Here is a 22,299-nt window from a genome sequence, read left to right on the forward strand (position 1 = left end):
GCGGGATCAACCTCCGTCGAGTTGCGAAGCCCCGCAGAAACCCGGGTGACCCCGGCGCCCGTGACGCGTACCGTGCCGGCCATGTCCCGGACCGAGCTGCGGCCGTTCACGGCCGAGGATCTGGCCGCCTGCGGCGCGTTACTGGCCGACCGGCACCGCCGGCACCGCGCCGCCCAGCCGCTGCTGCCGGCGCGGTTCGAGGACGCGACCGGCGCGCTGGCGGAGCTGACCGCCGCGTACGAGACGCCGGACGCCTCGGGAGCGGTCGCGTACCGCGCCGGCGTCCCGGTGGGCTTCGTCCTCGGCGCCCCGAAACCGTCACCGGTCTGGGGGCCGAACATCTGGGTGGAGGCCGCCGGACTCGCCGCCACCGATCCCGAGGTGATGCGCGACCTGTACGCGGTCGCCGCCGCCCGATGGGTCGACGAAGGGCGCACTGCCCACTACGTCGTCGTACCGGCGCACGACGCGGAACTGCTGCGGGCCTGGTTCCGCCTGGGCTTCGGCCAGCAGCACGCGCACGCCATCCGGCCGGCCACCCCGCCGGGAACGGCTACGCCGGCCGGGCTGTCGGTGCGCCGGGCGACCCCCGCCGACGTCCCGGCGCTCGCCCGGCTCGACATCGAGTTGCCGCGGCATCAGGGCCGCTCACCGACGTTCTCAGCCGGCCCGGTGGGCACTCTGGAGGAGAGCGTCGCCGAGTGGACCGCCGACGTCGACAACCCCGCGTACGCCACCTTCGTGGCCGAATCGCGCGGCCGGGTCATCGGCTCCGCCGTCGGTTGCGCGCTGGAGATGTCGAGCGGGCACCTGAGCCTGGCCCGCCCCGACAACGCCGGGTTCCTCGGGTTCGCGGCGGTCCTCCCGGAGGCCCGCGGCGCCGGTGCCGGCCGGGCGCTCGGCACGGCGGTCATCGACTGGGCCGGGTCGGTCGGGTTCGACACTGTGGTCACCGACTGGCGGGTGACCAACCTGCTCTCCTCGCGGGCCTGGCCGGCCCTCGGCTTCACCGAGACGTTCCTCCGACTGCACCGCCTGATCGGCTACTGACCGTCCCGGGGGTACGGGCGCCCCAGGGCGCCCGTACACCCGGGTGGTGTCACGCCCTGCGCAGCCAGAAGGTCAGGCCGAGACCGGCGTCGGTGAAGGCGAGCGGATCCGGCCACTCGGGCTCGGCGGCGCCGAAGTCCGCCGCCAGAACCTCGTCCGCGATCAGCGGCGCGTGCTCGGCCAGCGCGGCGGCGGTGTCCGCGTCGTCGCTGCGGTAGCGCAGCACGATCCGGTCCGCGACCTCGAGACCGCTCGACTTGCGGGCCTCCTGGATCTGGCGGATGGCTTCGCGGGCCACGCCGGCTCGCCGGAGCTCCGGCGTCAACTGCAGGTCCAGCGCCACCGTCGCACCGGTCTCGGTGGCCATCGCCCAGCCCTCGCGTGGCGTCTCCGTGATGACGAGCTCCTCGGCGCTGAGCGTGATCTCCTTGTCGTCGACCACGAGCGTGGCCGTCCCGGAGGCGCGCAGGGACCCGTTCAGCGCGGCCGCGTCCGCCGCGGCGATCGCCGCGGCGACGGACTGCACCGCCTTGCCGAAACGCTTGCCCAGGCTGCGGAAGTTCGCCTTGGCGGTGGTGCGGACCAGCGAACCCCCCACGGCGGCGAGCGGCTGGACCTCCGCGACGTTGAGCTCCTCGGCGATCTGCGCGAGCAGTTGCTCGTCCAGCTCGTCGAAGCCCTGCGCCGACACGAGCATCCGCGACAGCGGCTGTCGGGTCTTGACCCCCGCCTCGGCCCGGGCCGCCCGGCCCAGCTCCACGAGGCGGCGCACCAGCGCCATCCGCGCCGACAGCACCGGGTCGACCAGGTTCGCGTCCGCCACCGGGTAGTCGGCCAGGTGCACCGACGAGGGCCCGTCCGGTGTCACCGGGACGACCAGGTCCTGCCAGACCCGCTCGGTGATGAACGGGGTGATCGGTGCCAGCAGCAGGGTGACGGTGGTGACGGCCTCATGGAGCGTGGCCAGGGCGGCGGGGTCGCCGCGCCAGAACCGCTTGCGGCCCCGGCGGACGTACCAGTTCGACAGGTCGTCGACGAAGGCGGACAACAGCCGCCCCGCCCGCTGGGTGTCGAACCGCTCCATCGCCGCGTCCACCTCGCCGATGAGCAGGTGGAGCTCCGAGAGCACCCACCGGTCCAGCAGCGGCCGGTCGGCCGGGCGGGGATCGGCGGCCGACGGCGCCCAGCCCGCGATGCGGGCGTACAGCGCCTGGAACGCGACGGTGTTCCAGTACGTCAGCAGCGTCTTGCGGACGACTTCCTGGATCGCGCTGTGCCCGACGCGCCGGGCCGCCCACGGCGAGCCCGCGGCCGCCATGAACCACCGGACGGCGTCGGCGCCGTGCTCCTCCATGAGCGCCATCGGGTCGAGGATGTTGCCGAGATGCTTGGACATCTTGCGCCCGTCCTCGGCCAGGATGTGACCGAGGCAGACCACGTTCTCGTACGAGGACTTCCCGAAGACAAGCGTGCCGACGGCCATCAGCGTGTAGAACCAGCCCCGGGTCTGGTCGATGGCCTCGGAGATGAACTGCGCGGGGTAACGCCTCTCGAACAGGTCGGCGTTCTGGTACGGGTAGCCGAACTGCGCGAACGGCATGGCACCCGAGTCGTACCAGGCGTCGATCACCTCAGGTACGCGAGTGGCGGTCAGCCCGCAGTGGCAGGCGAAGGTGATCTCGTCCACGAAGGGCCGGTGCGGGTCGAGGTCGCCCAGCTCGCGATCGGCGCGCCGGCCGAGCTCGGCCAGGGAGCCGATGCAGGTGAGGTGGCCCTCCTCGCACTGCCAGATCGGCAGCGGGGTGCCCCAGTAGCGGCTGCGCGACAACGCCCAGTCGATGTTGTTGTTCAGCCAGTCGCCGAAGCGACCGTGCTTGACGGTGTCCGGCTGCCAGTTCGTGGCCTCGTTCTCCCGCAGGAGCTGGTCCTTGATGGCGGTGGTGCGGATGTACCAGGACGGCTGGGCGTAGTAGAGCAGCGCCGTGTGGCAGCGCCAGCAGTGCGGGTAGCTGTGCTCGTACGGCAGGTGCCGCAGCAGCAGGTCGCGCTCGGCCAGGTCCGCCAGCAGGACCTGGTCGGCGTCCTTGAAGAACATCCCGCCGACAAGCGGCAGCTCCTCGTCGAAGGTGCCGTCGGGGCGGATCGGGTTGACCATCGGCAGCTCGTACGCGCGACCGGTGGCGAGGTCGTCAGCGCCGAACGCCGGCGCCTGGTGCACCAGACCGGTGCCGTCCTCGGTCGTGACGTAGCCGGCGTTGACCACGAAATGCGCGTTCGGGACGTCGACCAGCTCGAACGGCCTGGCGTAGGTCCAGCGCTCCATCTGGCTGCCGGTGAACGACTCACCGGTGGGGGTGAAGCTCTCCCCCAGGGCCTTCGCCGCCAGCGCCTCCGCCACCACGAACTGCTCGACACCGTCGGTGACCACGACGTACGTGACGTCGGGGTGGGCGGCGACCGCGACGTTGGACACCAGCGTCCACGGCGTCGTCGTCCACACCAGCAGCGAGGCTCGACCGGCCAGCGGGCCGGAGGTCAGCGGGAACCGCACGTACACCGACGGGGAGGTGATGGTCTCGTACCCCTGGGCCAGCTCGTGGTCGGACAGGCCGGTGCCGCAGCGCGGGCACCACGGTGCGACGCGGAAGTCCCGGACCAGCAGACCCTTGTCGAAGATCTGCTGCAGCGACCACCAGACCGACTCGATGTAGCCGGGGTCCATGGTCCGGTAGGCGTCGTCCATGTCGACCCAGTAGCCCATGCGGCGGGTCAGCTCGGCGAACGCGTCGGTGTGCCGGGTGACCGACTCGCGGCAGCGCTCGTTGAACTTCTCGATCCCGTACGCCTCGATGTCCTGCTTGCCGGAGAACCCGAGCTCCTTCTCCACCGCGAGCTCGACGGGCAGGCCGTGGCAGTCCCATCCGGCCTTGCGGGCGACGTGGAACCCCTTCATCGTCTTGTAGCGGGGGAAGACGTCTTTGAACACGCGCGCTTCGATGTGGTGCGCGCCGGGCATGCCGTTCGCGGTGGGCGGACCTTCGTAGAACACCCACTCCGGCCGACCCGCCGACTGGCTCAGGCTCCGCTCGAAGACGCCGCGCTCCCGCCAGAAATCCAGGATCTCGTGTTCCAGCCGCGGCAGATGTACTTGATTGGGCACGGCGTTGTACATCTCAACCCTCCGTCGGATGCAGCGTCGACTCCGGCGGAGGGACGAGACTCGCGTCCCGCGGTACCACCCTCCTTGGCTGCGAACAGCCCTCTCATTGGTGTCGCTGCCGGCTCTACTCGGCCCCCGATGAGGGCCTTTCCTCCGACGGCTCCGGGGTGATCCTCACGCCGCGCACACCCCCGGGCTTCCACCGTCCCCGGGTCTCTATCGGCTGCGTACGGCGTTACCTGTCCCCATCCACGCCTTGCAGCTCGCATTGTAGCCGCACTCCGGGCGGTCATCGGCCATGGGCTCACGGCACCCTTGACGGCTGCTAGGCTGCCCCGCCATGAACAACCTGGCAGCCCAGGTCCTTGAGTCGGCCCGGCACGTGCTCGAACGGGCCGACCTCGACGACCTCGACGCGGACCTTCCCGCGCTGGGGATGGACTCCCTGCTCACGGTGGCGTTCATGGTCGACCTGGAGACCCGGTTCGCGGTGCGTTTCCCCGCGGAGCTCGTCGCGGCGTCGACGTTCCGCACCCCCCGGGCGGCGTCGGCGGCCATCGAGTCCCTGCGGACCGCCTCCTGAGGTCAGCCGTTCCAGGCCTCAGCGCGATCCCGTAGCTCGACCGCCACCTTCTCCGCGACGATCTCGATCGTCTGCCAGTCCAGCGGCGGTCGGACGGCCAGCACGAAGTCACGCACCCCGGCACGCGCGAACGGCTCCAGGGCCGCCACACAGTCCGCGGCCGAGCCGACGACGAGGCACTCGGACCTGACCTCACCCGGTGCGCCACCCAACACCTCGGCGTAGCGCCGTTCCGCCTCGCTCGCGTTCGAAGCCAGCACGGCGCGGAAGGTGACGGACCGGCGCAGCTCCTCCGGTGGGCGGCCGATCGCCCGGCACGCCGCATCCGCACGATCGCTGAGGCCCCGGTAGTGGGCGACGTCCCCGGCCAGCGTGTTCCAGATGTCCGCGTGCCGGGCCGCCACCCGGATCATGCGCGGACCCTCCGCGCCGATGACCAGCGGGATCGTTCCCTGCAGAGGTTTCGGACCCAGGTGCGCCGCGTCGAGCTGGAAATGCTCTCCGGAGAAGGTCGTCTCCTTCTGCGTCCAGAGACCACGCAGCACCGTGCAGGCCTCTTCCAGCATGTCGACCCGCTGCCCCGGCGGCGGGAAGGGGATCCCGTACTCGGCGTACGCGAGGTCCGCCGAGCCCGCCCCGATGCCGTACTCCAGCCGGCCGCCGGAGACGTGATCGATCGTCGCGGCGATGTTGGCGGCGAGCGCCGGATGCCGCAGCGTCACGGCGGAGACGAGGATCGCGCAGCGGATGCGCGTGGTGCTCGCGGCCAGGGCCGCCAGCATGGTGGTGCCTTCGAAGCAGTCGGCCGACGGGCCGTACAGGTGCGGCCGCAGGTGGTCGAACAGCGAGATCCAGTCGTAGCCGAGGCTCTCCGCACGCTGCCAGAGCCGCACCATCGCCGGGAAGCTGCCGTGCATCTGCCCGGAGTGCAGCCCCACCCGGACCGCGGAGGGGTGTGGCAGGCTCACGCGGCGCGCCGGACCACGGTGGCCGACTGGTTCCGGACGTCGCGCATGTGGTCCTCCCGAGAGGTGGTGTGCCGCCGTCCGCGACCGCAGGCAGGACGATAACGACCGCCCGGTTCCTGATCAATCCCGACGGCGCCGACGCGACTTCGGCGGGACGGGGCCGGGGCCGGGCCGCCGCTACGCTGGGGTGGACTTCCGACGGCTGCCATTCACTTTGGACGGTCGTGTTCGATCCGCCCTGCCACCACCCGGAGCAACGTGAACCTGCAACCCGCACCCGGCCACAAGACGATCATCGGCATGGTCCACCTGGCACCGCTGCCGGGCACACCCTTCTACGAGCGCGGAAGCCTCACGGAGATCATCGCCAGGGCCGTCGCCGCGGCGCGCGCTCTCGACGAGGGCGGCGCGGACGGCTGCCTCGTGCAGACCTCGGACCGGATCTACACGACGAAGGACCTCAGCGACCCCGCCCGCGTGGCGGCGATGAGCCTCGTCGTGCGGGCGGTCGTCGACGCCACCCGGGACGGCTTCGAGGTCGGCGTGCACATGCTGCGCAACGATCTGATCGCCTCGCTCGCCGTTGCCCAGGTGGCCGGCGCCACGTTCATCCGAGCGGGCGCGTTCATCGGCCGCACGGAGACCGTCCACGGCCTGGTCGAGCCGGACACGGTACGGGCGCTCGAGTACCGCACCAAGATCGGCGCCGAGTCCGTGGCCATCCTCGCCGACGTGCACTCGATGCACTTCCGGCCGCTCGACCCGGCCAAGTCGGTCGGCGAGGTCGCCAAGAACGCCCGCCTCGCGGGCGCCGCAGCGGTCGCCGTGTGCACGCCCGACCCGGCCACCACGCTGCGCCTGCTCGATGACGTGCGCGCCGTGGATCCCGCTGCCCGGGTGCTGCTGGCCGGGTACACCAACCACGACAACATCACCACCCTCATCCGGAAGGCCGACGGCGCGTACGTCGGCGGATGCCTGGAGCGGGAGCACGGTGTCGTCGACCTCGATCTCGTCACGTCCTTCGTGCACCTGGTGCGCGGCCTCGAGCAGGAGTGAGCCAATGGAACCCGAAGTGCTGCTGCGGCAGGTCAGCCGCCTCCCGGAGGATCTGACCGCCGTGGTCCCGGCGATCGCCGAGCGGCTCGCCGGCATGATCCCTGCCGGCGAGGGGGCCGACTACGCGTCCGTCATCCTGACCGGCGACGGCGACTCCTACCACGCCGGGCTCGCCACGGCCCTGGCGTTCGAGTCCATCGCGGGCTCCACCTGCGACGCCATCAGCGCCCTGGAGATGCTCGAGTACGCCGCCGAGCGGGTGGAGCGGGCAGGCCCCGGCCGGACGCTGGTGATCGCCGCGTCGGCCTCCGGGGCCACCGAGCGCGTCGTGCAGGTGTTGGAGCGGGCCAAGCGGCTCGGCGCCCGTACCCTGGCCGTCACGGTGACCCCCGGCTCACCTGTCACCCAGGTCGCCGACGACCACGTTGCGATCCCGCTCCCTGGCAGCGAGCCGTCACCCGGGATGCGCACCTACCAGGTGAGCGTGACGACCATGCTGCTCGCTGCGATCAGGCTCGCCGAGGCGCGCGGGCGGCTCGATGCCGGTGCCGCGGACCGGCTGCGCGGCGAACTCGTCGCGTCGGCCGACGTCATAGCGGACACCGTCGAGAGGCTGGATGCGCCCTGCCGGGACATCGCGCACGAGATCGGGTCCGCACCGGTCGTCGTCATCGTGGGCAGCGGGCCGAGCCGCGGCTCCGCCACCTTCGGCGCGGCGAAACTGGTCGAGGCCGCCGGATGCTTCGCCGTCGGGCAGGACGCCGAGGAGTGGTGCCACGTCGAGCGGTTCGCCGCTCCCGTTGACATGCCGATCCTGGTGTACGCCCCGACCGGGCGGGCGCAGTGGTGCGCCACGGCGATGGGCGTCAAGGCGTCCTCGTTGGGACGGCGTGTGGTCGCGGTGACACCGCCCGGCAACACGGAACTGGTGCGGGCCGGCTGGCGGCACCTGCCGATGCCGGGCACCATGCGGGAGGAGTTCAGCCCTCTCGTCTACAGCGTCGTGGGCGGGCTGCTGGCGGCGCACCTCGCGAAGGCACGCGGCTGGATCCCGTTCCAGGGCGGTGCGACCGGGCGGTCACGACCGGTGCGGGCGGCATCACCGACGACAACGATGTGAACGAACCCGGTCCGGCGGGCTCACGACGCGGGGCGGAGGCGGCGGGGCAGGCCGCACGGCGGCTCGCCGTCGCCCCGGCGGGCGAGGCTGCCATCAGCGGGAGTGGATGGTTCGGGTCTTGACGGAACGATCATCCCGGGTACTGTATGGATCGCCGCCAGACCGCGGTTCGCTTTCTCCTCAGGGCTATGCGGCATTTTTCTCATTGATCACGGGGGATCAAGATGCTGCGAGGATCCTTTCTCGAGAAGCCCGACGACGTGCATGTCAAGTTGCGCGAGGCAATGCTGTGCGGCGCGATTCTGCCGCCGCCGACGATTCCAGCGCTGAATCTAATATCCGCGCGCTTTCCGGAATTCGGCGGCGACCAGGCAATCGCCGCACTGCGTCGCGACGGGCTGGCGGTGATCCAGTTCGACGAAGTCCTGTCCAACCCGGCGTTCCTCTCGTTCGGACGGACCCTGGGTGAGCCGATGCCGGAATCACACCCGACCGTCGCGTCCTACGTCGAGTCCGAGGTCATTCTCAATCTCATCGCCAGGCACGGCGCCACCACGGACGCCAACCTGCAGCCGTTCGCGCGGACCTTCCTCTCGGTGCACAGCGAGGGCAGCGGCCGTCCCGTCGCCGAGCAACCCAGGTACATCGTTCTGATGTGCTGCGAACCGGGCGACGACGCGACGACGGCGCAGACGGCGCTGGTGTCGATGGCGGACGTCGCCGCGCGGCTGAGCGACCGGGCGATCGAGATCCTCAGCCAGACCCGCTACCTGCGTAACACTGCCGGGCCGAACATCTGCCGGGCCGAAGGCCACGGCCTGGTCTTCTCATTCCGCGACTTCATGGCGGATCCCCTGGAGTGGGTCTCGACCTGTGCGGGCGCCACGCCGGAGGACGTCAACGACGCCCTGCTCAGCCTCCTCCGCGCCACCTATCAGGGCGACGACGCCACCGGCGTGCACTGGCGCAGCGGAATGCTCGTCGTCATTGACAACACTCGCTACTTCCACGCGCGGACGAGCCGGTCGACGCGTGCGGTGGTCCGCAGCCGCCACCTCAAGCGGCTCCGGATCATCTCGTCATCGCACCGCTGACCCACGGACAAGGGAACCCATGCAGCTTTTCGCCAGCCCTTCCCCGCCGCGTGTCTTCGACGTGCCGGACGCCGTCCACCAGGCGGCCCACGCGACGTCCGCCGCCAGCACCGGCCCCGACCGCTTCGAGAGCTTCGTGGACGAGCGGATGCTTGAGGTGTACGCCCGAGCGCAGAATCCCGACGATCCGATGGAGCTGCGCGACCTCTGGCTGGGCCGCGTCGACCAGGAACTCGGCAAGCACGGCGACCGCACCTGGCAGGCGGACAAGTGGCGCAGCTCAGCCGTGCGCCGCCAGGTCGGGGCGGAGGACGTGCTGCGCTCTCGCGCCACCGTGCGCTTCGTCAAGGAGCTGTTCAACTGGTACTTCCGCGACGAGCTCTACGGGAGGCTGCGTGACCAGGCCGAGATCATCCTCTCCGGTGGCGCCGTCGACGAGGAGGCCTGGGGAGTCCCCTCGGCCCTGAAGGACTGCATCCGGTACGCGCTGGACCGCGACTGGTACGGCTACTCCGACTCCCGCGGACGCGAGCCGTCCCGCGAGGCCGTCGCCCGCTACGAGAACTCCCGGATCGAGACCGAGCCCTACACCGCCGGGAACATCGCCCTCACCCTGGGCGGCACATTCGCGATGAGCTCGCTGGCCGACTTTTTGCTCCACGAGGCGAAGACCAACGCCCCGGCCCTGTGCGCTACGCCCAACTATCCGCCGCTGGTCGAGACGATCGCCCGCCGAGGCGCCATCGAACTCGTTCCGCTCGCCAGCGAGGACGGCCGGACTTCGCTGGAGCCGCTCATCGCGGCGCTGCGTCCGGACACCCCCCTGATCATGCTGCAGACCGTCGGCAACCCCACGGGCGCCGCGGTGCTCGAGGCTGACCTGGCGCGGCTCATCGACGCCGCCGGGCCGTCGACCATGATCCTGCTCGACGAGTGCCACGAGTGGCTGGGCCCGCTGCGGCGTGCCGACGCCAAGCGCGCCGCCCCGAACGTCATCCGCATCTCAAGCCTCTCCAAGAACTGGTCGGCACCCGGTCTGAAGATCGGCTGGATCGTCGCGGACGAGCGTCTCGTCGCCGACTACTACGAGTACGCCTCGACGACCTTCGGCGGCCCGCCCTCCTTCCTCTACACGCTCGTCGAGGTCCTGGCACGGATGGAGCGCTGGGTCGTCGAGGGGGTCGACATCCTCACCGGTGAGCACGCCGGCGAGTTCGAGTCGACGTACGCGATGGACCTGCGCGGCCTGCAGCAGGCATACGACGGTTACCGCCAGGAGCGCAGAGAACGAGCGGACGGGCTCATGCTGCTGCGTGACGCCGCCGTCGGCGGGCTCTGTCACCCGGCCATGACGGTGACGCCACCGCGGTACTCGATCAACATGGCCGTCGAGTTCCGGGGGTGGGACGACTCGTACCTCTGCTTCCGCGATGTCCTCCGCAACACGGGGGTCTCCGTGCTTCCCGGGATCCTCACGTTCTGCCTGTCCAAGTCGATCATGCGCGTCACCGCGGCGCGCCGCTGGGACATCCTGGACGAGGGCATGCGGCGGCTGACCCGCTACCTCGACCAGCGCAGCCACGGATCGCTGGTCATCCCGGCCCAGCGAGCCGGCTCGTGACCGGCGCGCCCACGGACGCGGAGCGCGCGCACACGTACCTGGGCACGCCGAACTCCCGCATCCTCACTCCGCAACCGACGGTCCTCGCGGCGTTCCTGCATCGCGTCGCCGTGCAGCCGGATGCTCCGTACCTCACCTTCCTGGACGGGCCGGAGCCGGTCACACTGACCTACCTGGACGTCGACCGGCAGAGCCGTCACATGGCGCGCTGGCTGTCCAGCATCGGCGTCACCCGTGGCACGCAGGTCTGCTTCTCCCCGTCGAACGACCTGACCTCCGTCGTGACGCTGTACGCGCTGCTGCGTTCCGGCTGTCCCACACTGCTGACCAATCCGGGCGACCCGGAGTCCCGGGTGCGCCAGCAGGCCGCGGTGCTGGGCGTGGACGTGTTCCTGCGAGGCCCCAAGGCACTCCACGGCCCGGGCGTCGACGTGCCGGACCCGGCCGCGCTCCCCGCGACGCTGCCGGAGGGTCCGGGCGATTCCGCGCTCGACCCGCACGCCCCGGCGTTCTTCTTCGGTACATCCGGCTCGACCGCCGCCTCCAAAATCGTCACCCAGTCGCACTACAACGGGGCCGCCAACGCGTACGGGCTCCTGCGGCATCACGGCCTCACCCCCGGTGACCGGCTGCTCGGCTGCCTGCCGGTGCATCACGTGAACGGCCTGCACTTCACCGTCTTCGGTGTCGCGGTCGCGGGCGCCCATGTCGTGCTCGACGCCGGGTTCGATCCGTTCCGCTACCCGAGCCTGCTGCAGACCTACCGGCCACGCATCGCCAGCGTCGTACCGAGCATCCTGGAGGCGCTCGCGCAGACCTGGCGCCTGACCGGGGCGCCCGAAGGCCTCGACTACGTTGTCACGGCGGCCGCGCCACTGACCGCCTCAGCCGCGCGGACGGTCGTCGAGCGGACCGGCATCCGCGTCCTGCAGGGATACGGCCTGACCGAGACCACGAATTTCTCCACCACCATGCCCCCGGACGTCGATGCCGAGACCTACCGCCGCTTCCTGTTGGACTGCGAGATCCCCTCTGTCGGGACGCCTCTGTTCGGCAACGAGGTCCGCGTCCTGCGGCCGGACGGCTCGTTCGCCCGGCCCGGCGAGGTCGGCGAGATCTGCATGCGCGGGCACAACGTGATGACGGAGTACGCCGCCAATCCCGAGGCCACCGCCGAGGCCTTCGCCGACGGTTGGTTCCACTCGCAGGACACCGGGTTCGAGACGCACGACGCGGTCGGCCGTACCTACGTGACGATCACCGGACGGCTGAAGAACATCGCCAAGGTCCGCGGCGAGGCGGTGTCGCTCGACGAGATGGACCGGGTGCTGCGCGGCATGCCGTCCATCCGCGACGCGGCGTGCGTCGCCGTTCCCGACCGGTACCTGGGCGAGAAGATCATCGCGGCGGTCGTGTGGTCCCCGGAGGCGAGCCCGGACGTCGACGTCCGGGCGGCTCTGCGCGGGCACTTCGCGGAGAATCTTCTGCCCGCCCAGGTCGTGCACCTGGCCGAGATCCCGCGGACACCCACCGGCAAGGTGCTCCGCCCGCAGCTTCGTGAGATCCTGCCGAACCTGCGGTGACAGCCGAGCCGGTGCGTCGCCCGTCTTCCGATGTGGCATCGGGCCGGGCCGGCACCGCGGCTCAGCCGGCTTCGGTAACCGCCGCCTCGAGCGGCAGTTCCAGATGGACCCAGCGACGGGTGACGTCGGCGTGCACCCGGCCCCGCTGCCGGAATCCCAGGCGATCGAGCAACTGCCGCGTGCCGGTCAGGTCGGGGTTGGCCTCACACCGCAGCGCAGTGGCGCCCAGATCCTGCGCCTCCTCGATCGCCCGGCGCACCGCCTGCACGCCGACAAGCGATCCAGCCGCGGCCGCTTCGGCGCAGACGGCCAACCGTTGCAGGTACAACGGACGCGGCGATGGCCCGTATCCGGTGGCGGCGAGGTCGAACGGAGGGGTCTCGGTCAGTGTGAACATGGCGATCGGTACGTCGTCCGCGGCCAGGATCCGGACCGCCCCCGCCGCCACCAGACGGCGGGTCGTCTCCAGCCGGCGTGCCGGGACACCCGTGCCCGTCTTGGCCGCCTGGTACGCATCGCTTTCGCGGAGGAGCGCGTGCACCGCGTCGGCATCCACGGCCAGCGCCCATCGGGGCGGCCGGCTCACCGCCTGACGACCGTCATACGGTCGCGGGAGTCGATCGGCATGTGCGGCACGCCGAAGGCGAGGATCTCGAACGGCTCGTCCACGCTCCTGTTCGTCTTCACGCCATGGGCGAACCTGGCCGGGACGTACACCGAGTCGCCTTCGACCATGTCGTAGTCGACGCCGTCCACGTGGATGAATCCACGCGACTTGAGCACGTAGAGGATGTGCGCGCCGGGATGCGTGTGCAGCTCGAACTCGGCCCCGGGACTCATGACGATGCGGTCGACCCCGATCTCGACGCCCGTCTCGATCAGCTCGGCGGCTCCCGGCACTCCGAGAATCCCGTCGAGAATGCTGCCGTCGTTGCTCAGGAGCTTGCGTTCCTGCCCGGTCGACAGATTCTGGATGTGCCGCTGCGGATCGAATTGCGCCTGCACCTGCTGTCCCCCTCTTCGGTTCCGTGACGCGCCAACAGGTTGCGACGGACGAGGGTCTCCGCGAAGGCGATTACGCGACGACCCACGGTGGATTCCTTCTCCGGCAGTCGAGGATGCTACCGGATCATGAACCATTCCGGGGGGCAGCGGATCGAGACCGCCCACTGCCCGGAGTACAGTGCCAGCCTGTTGTTCAGTGTGGAGCCAGCACAGGGAGCGGGGGCCATGACGATCACCTCGTCGGTCGCAGTCGATGTCAACCTCGTCGATCCGCGGACGGGACGCGTGCGCGACACACTCGCCGTGACCTCGCCGGCCGAGATCGAGCAGCACGTGCGGGCTGCCCGGGCGGCATCGAGCAGGTGGGGCGCCCGTACGCCGGCCGACCGCGCGGCACGCCTACTGGAACTGGCCGCGGCCATCGAGTCGGACCTCGACCGGTTCACCGCGGCCGAGGTGGCCGGCACCGGAAAGCCGCTGGCCGACGCGCAGGCCGAGGTGCGCACGGCGGCCGACGTGATCCGGTTCTACGCCGGAGCCTCCCGAGCCGCGACCGCGCCGGCGTCCGGCCACCTGCTGCCGCAGCGCGAGAGCTGGGTGCGCTGGGAGCCGATCGGTGTCGTCGCCTGCGTCGTGCCGTGGAACTATCCGATCCTGATGGCGGCGTGGCGGATCGGTCCCGCACTGGCCGCCGGCAACACGGTGCTGCTGAAGCCCGCGGAAACGACGCCGGACAGCGCGCTGCTGCTGCACGAGCTGGCGGGCACGATTCTCGGCCCCGCCGTCCTTACGGCGGTCCCCGGTGATCGCGGGACCGGACGCGCGCTGGTCCGCAGCGACGTCGACATGATCGCCTTCACGGGCAGCGCCACGGCCGGGCTGGACGTGGCCGCCTCCGCCGGGCTGCGCCGCACCAGCCTGGAACTGGGCGGCAACTGTCCCGTGCTGGTGCTGCCCGGGGCACCGCACTACGCCTACGCCGCGATCGTGGACGCGTGCGTGTACAACGCCGGCCAGAGCTGTGCCGCACCCGCTCGGGTGATCGCACCGGCCGAGTGCCACGACGAGGTCGTCGCCGGGCTGGCCGCGGCCATGAGCGAGCGGCGCGCGGGCGTCGATTTCGGTCCGCTCAACAACGCCGACCAGGCAGACCGCTACGACCGCATCGTGAGCGAGTCGAAGGGCGACGTCGTCGTCGTCGCCCCTACCGAGATCGCCCCGGACCAGGCCGGCGGCTTCTGGCGTCCCGGGCGGATCATCGCCGCGGCCGCACAGAGTGATCCGGCCGTGGCCGAGGAGGTGTTCGGGCCCTGCCTGACGGTGCAGGCAGCCGAGGACCTCGACGACGCCGTCCGGCTGGCCAACTCCACGCCGCACGCGCTGGCCGCGAGCGTCTGGGGCAGTGACGCGGGGCGCCTGCTGCGCGTCGCCGGTGCCCTCAACGCGGGTGAGGTGTGGGTCAACTGCCACCTGGAGCAGACCGCGGAACTCCCGCACGGCGGCCGTGGCGGCTCCGGCCACGGCACCGATCTGAGCACGATCGCCCTGACCGAGTACCAGCGCCCCAAGACGGTCACCGTCCGCCTGGACTGACCGCCGGTCGGGTACGCCGCTGCCGAGCGGCGTCGGGGTAGCAGCCGCCATCGGCGTCGGCTACTCTGCCGCCTGTCGTGCCAGGGGTCCGAAAGGCGTGTCTGGATGTCGTTGAACGTGCTGCTGCTGCGATACAGCGGATACTGGTACGGACCACTGCTCGCGCGCGACGCCCGCGTCTATGCCGTCGTCACCCACAGCGACTCGGAGAAGCTTCCCGCGAGCGTTGCCGATCGCTTTGAGCGCATCTATCGAATCGGGTCCTACGACTCGGTCGAGGAGTTGAACGCGGTCGCGGCCGACCTGATCGTCAGTGGCGTCACCATTGACCGCATCGCCAGCACCACCGAATACACGCAGTACGCCGCAGGCTGTCTCGCGAGCCTCCTCGACGTTCCCGGATTCTCCATCCAGTCGGCCGCCAACAGCCGGGACAAGCGGCTCATGAAACTGCACGCGCAGCGCGAGGGCCTGGCCACGCCGCGATTCCACTCGCTACCCGACGCGGGACGCGACGCCGACCTCGACGCCGTGGTCCGGACGGTCGGCCTGCCGCTGGTCGTCAAGCCGGCGAACGGCTGGGGCGCCTCGTCCACGGTCAAGGTGGACAGCCGTGAGCAACTCACGGACGTGCTCCGGAACTACCGGTTCGAGAGCGACCTCACCTCGCACCACCTGGTCGCCGAGGAGTACATCGAGGGCGTCGAACTGCACGTGGACGCGATCTGGCGGGACAACCGGCCCTGGCTGTTCTGCGTGAGCCGATACTTCAAGCCGCTGCTGCAGCTGTGGATGTCCGGCGGGCTCAACGGTTCCATCGTGCTCCCCGAGGAGGACTTCGGCGAGCTCTACGCCCGCCTGCTCGACTTCAACACCCGCCTCAACAAGGCCTTCGGCATCAGTGGTGGGGCAACCCACATGGAGGTCTTTCTCGAGAAGGGCACCGAGCGCATCGTCCTCACCGAGATGGCGTCGCGTATCGGCGGCGGCAACATCTCGGAGATGGTGGGCGCCTACTGTGGCGTCGACATGCGGGAAGCCTGGGCCCACGAGCTGCTGGGCGGCAATCCCGACGTTCTCGACTTCCACCGTGGGCGCTTCCGCTACGTCGGCATGATGAACGTGGCCCCGCCGCGCTCGGGTCGCCTCACGGCGGTACCCGGCCGCGACGAGCTGCTGGCCCATCCGCACGTTCTCGGTGCGTCCGTCCTCTACGCCAGCGGGGACGAGATCGAGGTCCACCATCCCTCCGCGTGGTGCGTCATGCTGATCATCGGTGCCGACTCGGAGAGCGAGTTGGTCTCGGTCGCGGAGGACATCGAGACGACCTTCCCGGTCGAAGTCGAATGAGTGGCCCTGCCGCACGCCCGTCGGTGTCGAGCAGCCCGTTGGGGTCCGTACCGGACGGCGCCGGCGGGTCGGTGCCCGTGTGGGCGTACCACCTGCGGACGGGCACCGGGTTCGACGCCCTGGTCTGCTCCTACGGCGCGGCGCTGCTGGAGGTGTGGGCGCCCGACCGGTCCGGGGCGTTCGCGAACGTCGTCCACCGTGCCCCCGACCTCGCCTCCCTGCGCACGTCCGTCGGCTATCTCGGCGTCACCATGGGCCGGTACGCCCGGATCGTCGCCCACGGCCGCATGGTCATCGACGGCGTGCCGCATCAGTTGGACCGCAACATCGACGGGCACCACCTGCACGGCGGTTCGCGGGGGTTCGACAGCCACGTGTGGGCTGCCGAGTCCGGCGCCACCGCGCGGACCGCCTGGGTGCGCCTGACCCACCGCTCGCCCGACGGCGACCAGGGATACCCGGGCGAGGTGCTCGCCCGGACGACGTACACGGTGGTAGCCGACCACACCCTGTCGGTCGAGCACGAGGCGACCACGACACGCCCCACCGTGGTGGGTCTGACCACGCACGCGTACTGGAACCTGGCCGGGCGCGGCGTCATCGACGACCACGAGCTGCGCGTGGCGTCCGGCCGGGTCATTCCCACGGACGAGGCGTTCGTGCCGACCGGCCCCCCGGCGCCGGTGGACGGCACCGGAGCCGATCTACGCCGACCGCGTCCGCTCGCCGGGCTCCGCCTGGACGCCTGCTGGGCGGTCGACGACGCCTGGTGCCTGGAGCTGTCCGAGCCGGCGGGCGGCCGGCGGATGCGTGTCTGGACGGATCAACCCGGGCTCGCCCTGTACACCGCGGAAGGTCTCGCCCGGCCGCGGGCGGGCCTCTGCGTGCAGACCGGCGACTGGCCGGACGCGCCGAACCGGCCCGACTATCCCTCGTGCCTGCTCCGCCCCGGCGAGACGTACCGCAGCCGGACGCGCTACGTCTTCACGGTCGCACCGTGAGGATCGGCCCGGCAACTCGACAGGACCGCGCGCCGGCGCCTGCCATGGGAGGATCCGCCGCATGACGATCGCACGGGGTGCACCAGGTGCTACGGCCACCGCGCTGCTGCTGCTGGGACGCGGCAGGGACCCGAACTCCGAACGCGGTGTCGAGTGTCCGGGCGACCTGCCCGCACCCAGCGACCCCGGCCTGGTCGGACGCGCTGCCGCCGCGAAGGCCGCGCTCGGTGAACGGGTCTTCGTGCTCGGCCACCACTACCAGCGTGACGAGGTCATCCAGTTCGCCGACGTGACCGGCGACTCGTTCAAGCTGGCGCGCGAGGCCGCGGCGCGGCCGGACGCCGAGTTCATCGTGTTCTGCGGCGTGCACTTCATGGCCGAGTCGGCCGACATCCTCACCTCCGGGTCCCAGCGCGTGGTCCTGCCGGATCTGGCCGCCGGCTGTTCCATGGCCGACATGGCCGTGCTGGAGCAGGTCGAGCAGTGCTGGGACCTGCTGAGCGACCTCGGCATCGCGAACTCCGTGGTGCCCGTCACGTACATGAACTCCTCCGCCGACATCAAGGCCTTCGTCGGCCGCAACGGCGGCGTCGTCTGCACCTCGTCCAACGCCGAGCGGGCGCTGGACTGGGCGTACGCCCAGGGTGAGAAGGTGCTGTTCCTGCCCGACCAGCATCTGGGGCGCAACACCGCGGTGCTGCAGATGGGCTACTCGCTTGACGACTGCGTGGTCTACGACCCGCACAAACCCAACGGCGGCCGCACCGACCAGCAACTGCGCGACGCGAAGATGGTCCTCTGGCGGGGCCACTGCTCGGTGCACGGGCGTTTCACGTACGAGAACGTGGTCGCCATGCGGGAGCAGGTGCCCGGCGTGAACGTCCTGGTCCACCCGGAGTGCCGGCACGAGGTGGTCACCGCCGCCGACCATGTCGGCTCGACGGAATTCATCATCAAGACGCTGGACGCGGCCCCCGCCGGCTCGGCCTGGGCGGTGGGCACCGAGCTGAACCTGGTCCGGCGGCTGGCCGCCGCGCACCCGGACAAGCAGATCATGTTCCTGGAGAGGACGGTCTGCTACTGCTCCACCATGAACCGCATCGACCTGCCGCACCTGGTCTGGGCGCTGGAGGAACTGGTCGCCGGCCGAGTGCCGAACCAGATCACCGTCGACCCGGACACCGCGCACCACGCCCGGGTGGCACTCGACCGGATGCTGGCCCTTCCCTGAAGGGCCGCCCGCTGCCGGCGGGTGCCGTACCACCGACGGCGGAACTCGGACGCACACCGTCTGCGCCACCGCTCCGCCGTACCTGCGGAGCACGTGGTCACACGGTGCCGTGAGCGCCCGTCTCGGCGGGAACACTGCGCGCGATGCTCAGGGTGAGCGTGGCCGCCGCTTCCTTGGCCAGGGCCACGGCCTGGTCCGCGCTGGCGGCGCTCGCCCTGACCTGCGCGACCCGCGAGTCCGAGTTCGTCAGCGGCTCCACCTGATCGCCGACCTCGACCAGTTCGGTGACCTGGATGGACGAATCCAGTGCCTGAGCGGCTCGGACACCGTCGAGTCCGGCGAAGGTCCCCGCCTCCGGCGAGGCGACGAACCAGATGGCCTCGTACGTGCCGCTCGGCTTGGCGCTTGCCAGTCGGTCCTGCACGGATTCGCCCAGGACGAGCTCGACCGCGGCCGCCGAGAGGTTGACCCCGCTCACGATCGAGGCCATCTCGCCGATGTCGTCGCCACCCGCCCGCGTGTGGGTCTCCAGGATCCTCGGTCCGTCCGCGGTGAGGACGATCTCGGTGTGCGTGACGCTGTCGCTCACCCCGAGCGCGTCGAGCACCTTCACCACATGGTTGCGGATGGCCTCGCTGTCCTCCTCCGCGAGCGGAGCGGGAACCACGTGGCCGAGCTCGACCAGGGTGTCCGGGTCCGAGAACTTCTTGGTGATCGCAAGGATCGACGTGACGCCGTTCTCGGTGACGGCCTCGACACTGAACTGCGGGCCGAACAGGAACGGCTCCACGAGTACGCGCAGCCGCTCGCGGTCGGGGTGGATCACGGACTCCTGGTGTGCGGAGCGTTCGAACGCGGCGGCGAAGTCGCTGTCCGCCGTCACCTGCGAGACGCCGAGGCTTCCCGCACCGGCGACCGGCTTCACGATCCAGGCCGAACCCGGAGCCCCGGCACGAACCACGGCGGCGAGTTCGTCGGCACTGTCGACAGTCCGGCCGCGCACCTCCTCGAGCCCGGTCGCCACCAGCCGTACGCGCATCGCCTCCTTGTCGACGATCCGCTCGGTGACCTCGGGTCGGGGAACACCAGGCAGGTCGAGCCCGGCGGCGACCCGGGACGCGAGCATCGTGAGCGGCTCGGCCACGCACGCGACGGCGTCGAACGGGTCAACGCGGTGGATCTGTCGGACCAGTTCGACAAGCATCTCCGTCGGTTCGTCACCCTGGATCGCGATGACCCGCCGATGATGGTCCAGGCGGCGGAACTTGGACAGCAGTTCGCGCAAGGTGACGAAGGTGGTCCGGATCTCCGGCCTGTTCGCCCGAAAGGCTCCGTTTCCCCCTCCCATCACCAGGACATGACGTACCGATCCGCTCATCTCTTGTCTCCGATCGATCGCAGCACGAACGCTGAGCCCAGGCCGGTCAGCACCATGAAGACGCCCCAGCCCGCGGACGAGGCCACCAGAAGCGAGGTGAGAGCGAACGGCCCGACGATGCGCTGGGTCGAGTCTCCGAGGTTGAACACACCGAGGTAGCGACCCATGGCGGAGTCGGGAGCGAGGCGGTGGGAGGCCTCGAAGACAGCGACCTCCTGCACGTTCTCACCGAGGGTCAGCGCGAGGATCGCCAGCACCACCAGAACAATTGTCGCAAAGCGGACATCGACGACGCTAGCCGCCCAGAAGAAGGCGCCGGACGTGACGAGCGACGCGCCCGCCAGGCGGATCAGGCTCGCGGCGTTCCGCAGTCCGACACCGCGCTCCGCGAGCAGCGGCTGAAGCAGCACGGTGGCGACGGTGTTCAGGGCGAGCAGGACGCCCACCAGCGCGGTGGGCAGTTGCGGCTGTGCGGCCATCCACAGGGGAAAGACGATGAACAGGACGGTGGTGTGGACCGACATCAGCGCATCGCCGACGGTCAGGGTGAGATAGCGCCGGTCGGCCCACGGGTTGGCGGTCGCCGGGGACGCCTCGGTCGCCGTGGCGGACGGGGCGACCGGCACCGGTCGCGCCACCGCGGGCAGGCGGGACAGTGCGACGAACATCAGCAGGAAGCTGAGCGCGTTGACCAGGAAGGCGGCCTGGTAGGCCTGCTTGCTGCCGATGGCGATGAACACGGACGACACCAGCAGGCCGATCGACAGGCCCGCGTTGCGGCACGAGCGCACCGCACCCGTCGCGGTGTTCCGTACGTCCGGATCGAACTTCGCGACGAGGTAGGACAGTTGGGCGTTCCCCGACGCCCGGTCCAGGGGCGTGAGAACGACCGCCAGCAGTGCGTAGCTCCACACCGAGTCGATGAAGATGAACGAGGCGTAACCCAGCATCCGCAGGATCACGGTCATCCGCCAGACCGGCAGCGGGCTCGTCCGGTCGCTGATGTAGCCGCTCAGGTACGGCGCGAAGAGCGCCGCCACGCCGGATACGCCGACGACGAGCCCGACCTGGGCCGGTGTCACGCCGGCGAACGTGACCAGGAAGAGGGGAAGCATGCTCACGTGCAGACCGCCGCCGAGCATGTCGATGAAGCCGGCGACCGCGATGGTCCGTCCCGCACCCGGTGGACCGAGATACCGCTCCTTCAGCGTCCGCCGCCCGACGACGCTCTCGCTCACCCAGCACCGCCCAACTCGATCCCGGCGGGCCGGCCGGTGGTCCGCCGCGCCGGATCGCCGTGCGGAACGTGCGCTCCGCACACGGGCCGCCGCAGGTCGGCAACGCCGTCGCTTGAGATCATGGCGCGGAGCCTAACAATCGACACCGGTCCACGCTGCCCCCCGGAACGGGTGCAAACCCGTACAGTGATCATGGTCAGCGGCGTTCGGTAGTGTCGCGGCGTGACGACCCCCCGGACGACCTGATTCGACGAACGAGCGCGGTGGATTGACGGCCGGAAGCGGAGGAGACTGGTGAGCCGACAGGACGAGCGGGTCGACCGTGCTCCGGGTCGCCTGACCGTTGCGACCTGCCAGTTTCCCGTGGACGCCGACATAAGTCGAAACCTGACGTACGTCCTCCGGCAGATACGCCAGGCAGCCGGGCGCGGAGCGGATGTCGTCCACTTCCCCGAGTGCGCGCTGTCCGGGTACGCCGGGTCGGACATGGCCGACCTGGCCGATCTGGACTGGGGCCGGTTGGAGCAGGCCACGTACGCGGTCATGGCAGCCGCCGCGAAGGCCGGAGTCTGGGTCGTGCTCGGTTCCACGCACCGTCTGTCGGAGCCGAACAAGCCACACAACAGCCTGTACATCATCGATGCGGCGGGTGAGATCGTCGACCGGTACGACAAGCGGTTCTGCGCCAGCGACCGCACCGGGCGCACAGGCGACCTCGCCCACTACAGTCCGGGTGACCACTTCACCGTGTTCGACGTCCGAGGAATCCGCTGCGGCGCTGCCATCTGCCACGACTACCGCTACCCGGAGCTGTATCGGGAATACAAGCGACTGGGTGTGCAGTTGATGTTCCACTCGTATCATGCCGCGCACGCCTCACCGGACACGATGGCGCAGCTGCGTGCCGAGATCGGCGTCGAGCAGCAAGCGCTCAATCCCGGTCTCACCTACCCGGGGATCACCATGCCGGCGAGCATGACCGCCGCCGCCGCGTCCAGTCACGTGTGGATCAGTTGCCCGAACTCCTCGGCGCCCGAGAGCTGCTGGGGCGCATTCTTCGTACGGGCGGACGGCGTCACGACGGGACGGCTCCCGCGCAATCGCGCCGGGATCCTCATCTCCACCGTCGACACCTCCGAGAACCTGTACGACTCCACTCACCGATGGCGCGAGCACGCGCTGGCCGGGGTCTTGAACAGCGGCTCTCTCGTCCGCGATGAGCGCTCCGCCAACCGGACCGCTCTCTGAGGCGCGAACCGCAGAGG

18 protein-coding genes are annotated in these 22,299 nt (G+C 70.5%); 12 read left to right on the forward strand and 6 right to left on the reverse strand.

Annotated elements, in window-relative coordinates:
- Positions 1-81 precede the first annotated feature (81 nt).
- Positions 82-1,050 carry a GNAT family N-acetyltransferase gene (locus tag ABTW87_RS23635; RefSeq protein ID WP_350653137.1) on the forward strand — a complete coding sequence of 323 codons (969 nt, stop codon included), beginning with the start codon at positions 82-84 and terminating at the stop codon, positions 1,048-1,050.
- A 49-nt stretch (positions 1,051-1,099) separates the two neighbouring features.
- On the opposite strand, the gene ileS is transcribed toward ABTW87_RS23635, so the two are convergent.
- Positions 1,100-4,222, reverse strand: coding sequence for an isoleucine--tRNA ligase (gene ileS / locus ABTW87_RS23640; RefSeq protein ID WP_350653138.1), 3,123 nt, complete (start codon positions 4,220-4,222; stop codon positions 1,100-1,102).
- A 328-nt stretch (positions 4,223-4,550) separates the two neighbouring features.
- Here ileS and ABTW87_RS23645 point away from each other — a divergent pair, with 328 nt between their 5' ends.
- Positions 4,551-4,793, forward strand: coding sequence for an acyl carrier protein (locus tag ABTW87_RS23645; protein ID WP_350653139.1), 243 nt, complete (start codon positions 4,551-4,553; stop codon positions 4,791-4,793).
- Between the two features lie 2 nt (positions 4,794-4,795).
- Here the strand turns inward: ABTW87_RS23645 and ABTW87_RS23650 are convergent, their stop codons facing one another.
- A complete protein-coding gene (locus tag ABTW87_RS23650) occupies positions 4,796-5,761 on the reverse strand; it encodes an LLM class flavin-dependent oxidoreductase (protein WP_350653140.1) in 966 nt (321 codons plus the stop codon).
- Between the two features lie 258 nt (positions 5,762-6,019).
- Here ABTW87_RS23650 and ABTW87_RS23655 point away from each other — a divergent pair, with 258 nt between their 5' ends.
- The 5 genes from ABTW87_RS23655 (at position 6,020) to ABTW87_RS23675 (ending at position 12,238) form a co-directional block, all read left to right on the forward strand.
- Positions 6,020-6,820, forward strand: coding sequence for a BtpA/SgcQ family protein (locus ABTW87_RS23655; protein WP_350653141.1), 801 nt, complete (start codon positions 6,020-6,022; stop codon positions 6,818-6,820).
- Between the two features lie 4 nt (positions 6,821-6,824).
- The gene (locus ABTW87_RS23660) at positions 6,825-7,940 is read left to right on the forward strand and encodes an SIS domain-containing protein (RefSeq protein ID WP_350653142.1); all 1,116 of its coding nucleotides are present in this window, start codon (positions 6,825-6,827) and stop codon (positions 7,938-7,940) included.
- 224 nt (positions 7,941-8,164) lie between these two features.
- Positions 8,165-9,034 carry a TauD/TfdA family dioxygenase gene (locus tag ABTW87_RS23665; RefSeq protein ID WP_350653143.1) on the forward strand — a complete coding sequence of 290 codons (870 nt, stop codon included), beginning with the start codon at positions 8,165-8,167 and terminating at the stop codon, positions 9,032-9,034.
- A 19-nt stretch (positions 9,035-9,053) separates the two neighbouring features.
- The gene (locus ABTW87_RS23670) at positions 9,054-10,655 is read left to right on the forward strand and encodes a pyridoxal phosphate-dependent aminotransferase (RefSeq protein WP_350653144.1); all 1,602 of its coding nucleotides are present in this window, start codon (positions 9,054-9,056) and stop codon (positions 10,653-10,655) included.
- Complete coding sequence (locus ABTW87_RS23675; RefSeq protein ID WP_350653145.1) at positions 10,652-12,238, forward strand: class I adenylate-forming enzyme family protein; 1,587 nt, start codon at positions 10,652-10,654, stop codon at positions 12,236-12,238. Before ABTW87_RS23670 ends, ABTW87_RS23675 begins: the two co-directional genes overlap by 4 nt.
- A 61-nt stretch (positions 12,239-12,299) precedes the next feature.
- Here the strand turns inward: ABTW87_RS23675 and ABTW87_RS23680 are convergent, their stop codons facing one another.
- Together ABTW87_RS23680 and ABTW87_RS23685 are read right to left on the reverse strand one after the other, a co-directional pair.
- Positions 12,300-12,794, reverse strand: coding sequence for an N-acetyltransferase (locus ABTW87_RS23680; RefSeq protein ID WP_350653146.1), 495 nt, complete (start codon positions 12,792-12,794; stop codon positions 12,300-12,302).
- Positions 12,795-12,820: 26 nt separating this feature from the next.
- Complete coding sequence (locus ABTW87_RS23685) at positions 12,821-13,243, reverse strand: cupin domain-containing protein (RefSeq protein WP_350653147.1); 423 nt, start codon at positions 13,241-13,243, stop codon at positions 12,821-12,823.
- Positions 13,244-13,468: 225 nt separating this feature from the next.
- On the opposite strand from ABTW87_RS23685, the gene ABTW87_RS23690 reads away from it, so the two are divergent.
- The 4 genes from ABTW87_RS23690 (at position 13,469) to nadA (ending at position 18,418) form a co-directional block, all read left to right on the forward strand.
- Positions 13,469-14,836, forward strand: coding sequence for an aldehyde dehydrogenase family protein (locus tag ABTW87_RS23690; protein ID WP_350653148.1), 1,368 nt, complete (start codon positions 13,469-13,471; stop codon positions 14,834-14,836).
- Positions 14,837-14,941: 105 nt separating this feature from the next.
- Positions 14,942-16,186: an ATP-grasp domain-containing protein gene (locus ABTW87_RS23695; RefSeq protein ID WP_350653149.1), complete on the forward strand. Its 1,245-nt coding sequence runs from the start codon at positions 14,942-14,944 to the stop codon at positions 16,184-16,186.
- Between the two features lie 38 nt (positions 16,187-16,224).
- The gene (locus tag ABTW87_RS23700) at positions 16,225-17,187 is read left to right on the forward strand and encodes an aldose epimerase family protein (protein WP_350653150.1); all 963 of its coding nucleotides are present in this window, start codon (positions 16,225-16,227) and stop codon (positions 17,185-17,187) included.
- A gap of 61 nt (positions 17,188-17,248) precedes the next feature.
- A complete protein-coding gene (nadA, locus tag ABTW87_RS23705) occupies positions 17,249-18,418 on the forward strand; it encodes a quinolinate synthase NadA (protein ID WP_350653151.1) in 1,170 nt (389 codons plus the stop codon).
- A gap of 97 nt (positions 18,419-18,515) precedes the next feature.
- On the opposite strand, the gene ABTW87_RS23710 is transcribed toward nadA, so the two are convergent.
- Together ABTW87_RS23710 and ABTW87_RS23715 are read right to left on the reverse strand one after the other, a co-directional pair.
- Positions 18,516-19,703 carry an ATP-grasp domain-containing protein gene (locus ABTW87_RS23710; protein WP_350653152.1) on the reverse strand — a complete coding sequence of 396 codons (1,188 nt, stop codon included), beginning with the start codon at positions 19,701-19,703 and terminating at the stop codon, positions 18,516-18,518.
- Positions 19,704-19,792: 89 nt separating this feature from the next.
- Complete coding sequence (locus ABTW87_RS23715; RefSeq protein WP_350653153.1) at positions 19,793-21,034, reverse strand: MFS transporter; 1,242 nt, start codon at positions 21,032-21,034, stop codon at positions 19,793-19,795.
- Positions 21,035-21,328: 294 nt separating this feature from the next.
- Here ABTW87_RS23715 and ABTW87_RS23720 point away from each other — a divergent pair, with 294 nt between their 5' ends.
- Positions 21,329-22,282, forward strand: a complete 954-nt coding sequence (locus tag ABTW87_RS23720) for a carbon-nitrogen hydrolase family protein (RefSeq protein WP_350653154.1) — start codon at positions 21,329-21,331, stop codon at positions 22,280-22,282.
- Positions 22,283-22,299 lie beyond the last annotated feature (17 nt).

This window comes from Micromonospora sp. NPDC126480 (assembly GCF_040302465.1).
Classification (GTDB): domain Bacteria; phylum Actinomycetota; class Actinomycetes; order Mycobacteriales; family Micromonosporaceae; genus Micromonospora.

Bases quoted from the DNA above. Each gene is read 5' to 3' on its own strand.
- ABTW87_RS23635 (WP_350653137.1), top strand. From the start codon at position 82: ATGTCCCGGACCGAGCTGCGGCCGTTCACGGCCGAGGATCTGGCCGCC.
- ileS (WP_350653138.1), bottom strand. From the start codon at position 4,222: ATGTACAACGCCGTGCCCAATCAAGTACATCTGCCGCGGCTGGAACAC.
- ABTW87_RS23645 (WP_350653139.1), top strand. From the start codon at position 4,551: ATGAACAACCTGGCAGCCCAGGTCCTTGAGTCGGCCCGGCACGTGCTC.
- ABTW87_RS23660 (WP_350653142.1), top strand. From the start codon at position 6,825: ATGGAACCCGAAGTGCTGCTGCGGCAGGTCAGCCGCCTCCCGGAGGAT.
- ABTW87_RS23665 (WP_350653143.1), top strand. From the start codon at position 8,165: ATGCTGCGAGGATCCTTTCTCGAGAAGCCCGACGACGTGCATGTCAAG.
- ABTW87_RS23670 (WP_350653144.1), top strand. From the start codon at position 9,054: ATGCAGCTTTTCGCCAGCCCTTCCCCGCCGCGTGTCTTCGACGTGCCG.
- ABTW87_RS23690 (WP_350653148.1), top strand. From the start codon at position 13,469: ATGACGATCACCTCGTCGGTCGCAGTCGATGTCAACCTCGTCGATCCG.
- ABTW87_RS23695 (WP_350653149.1), top strand. From the start codon at position 14,942: ATGTCGTTGAACGTGCTGCTGCTGCGATACAGCGGATACTGGTACGGA.
- nadA (WP_350653151.1), top strand. From the start codon at position 17,249: ATGACGATCGCACGGGGTGCACCAGGTGCTACGGCCACCGCGCTGCTG.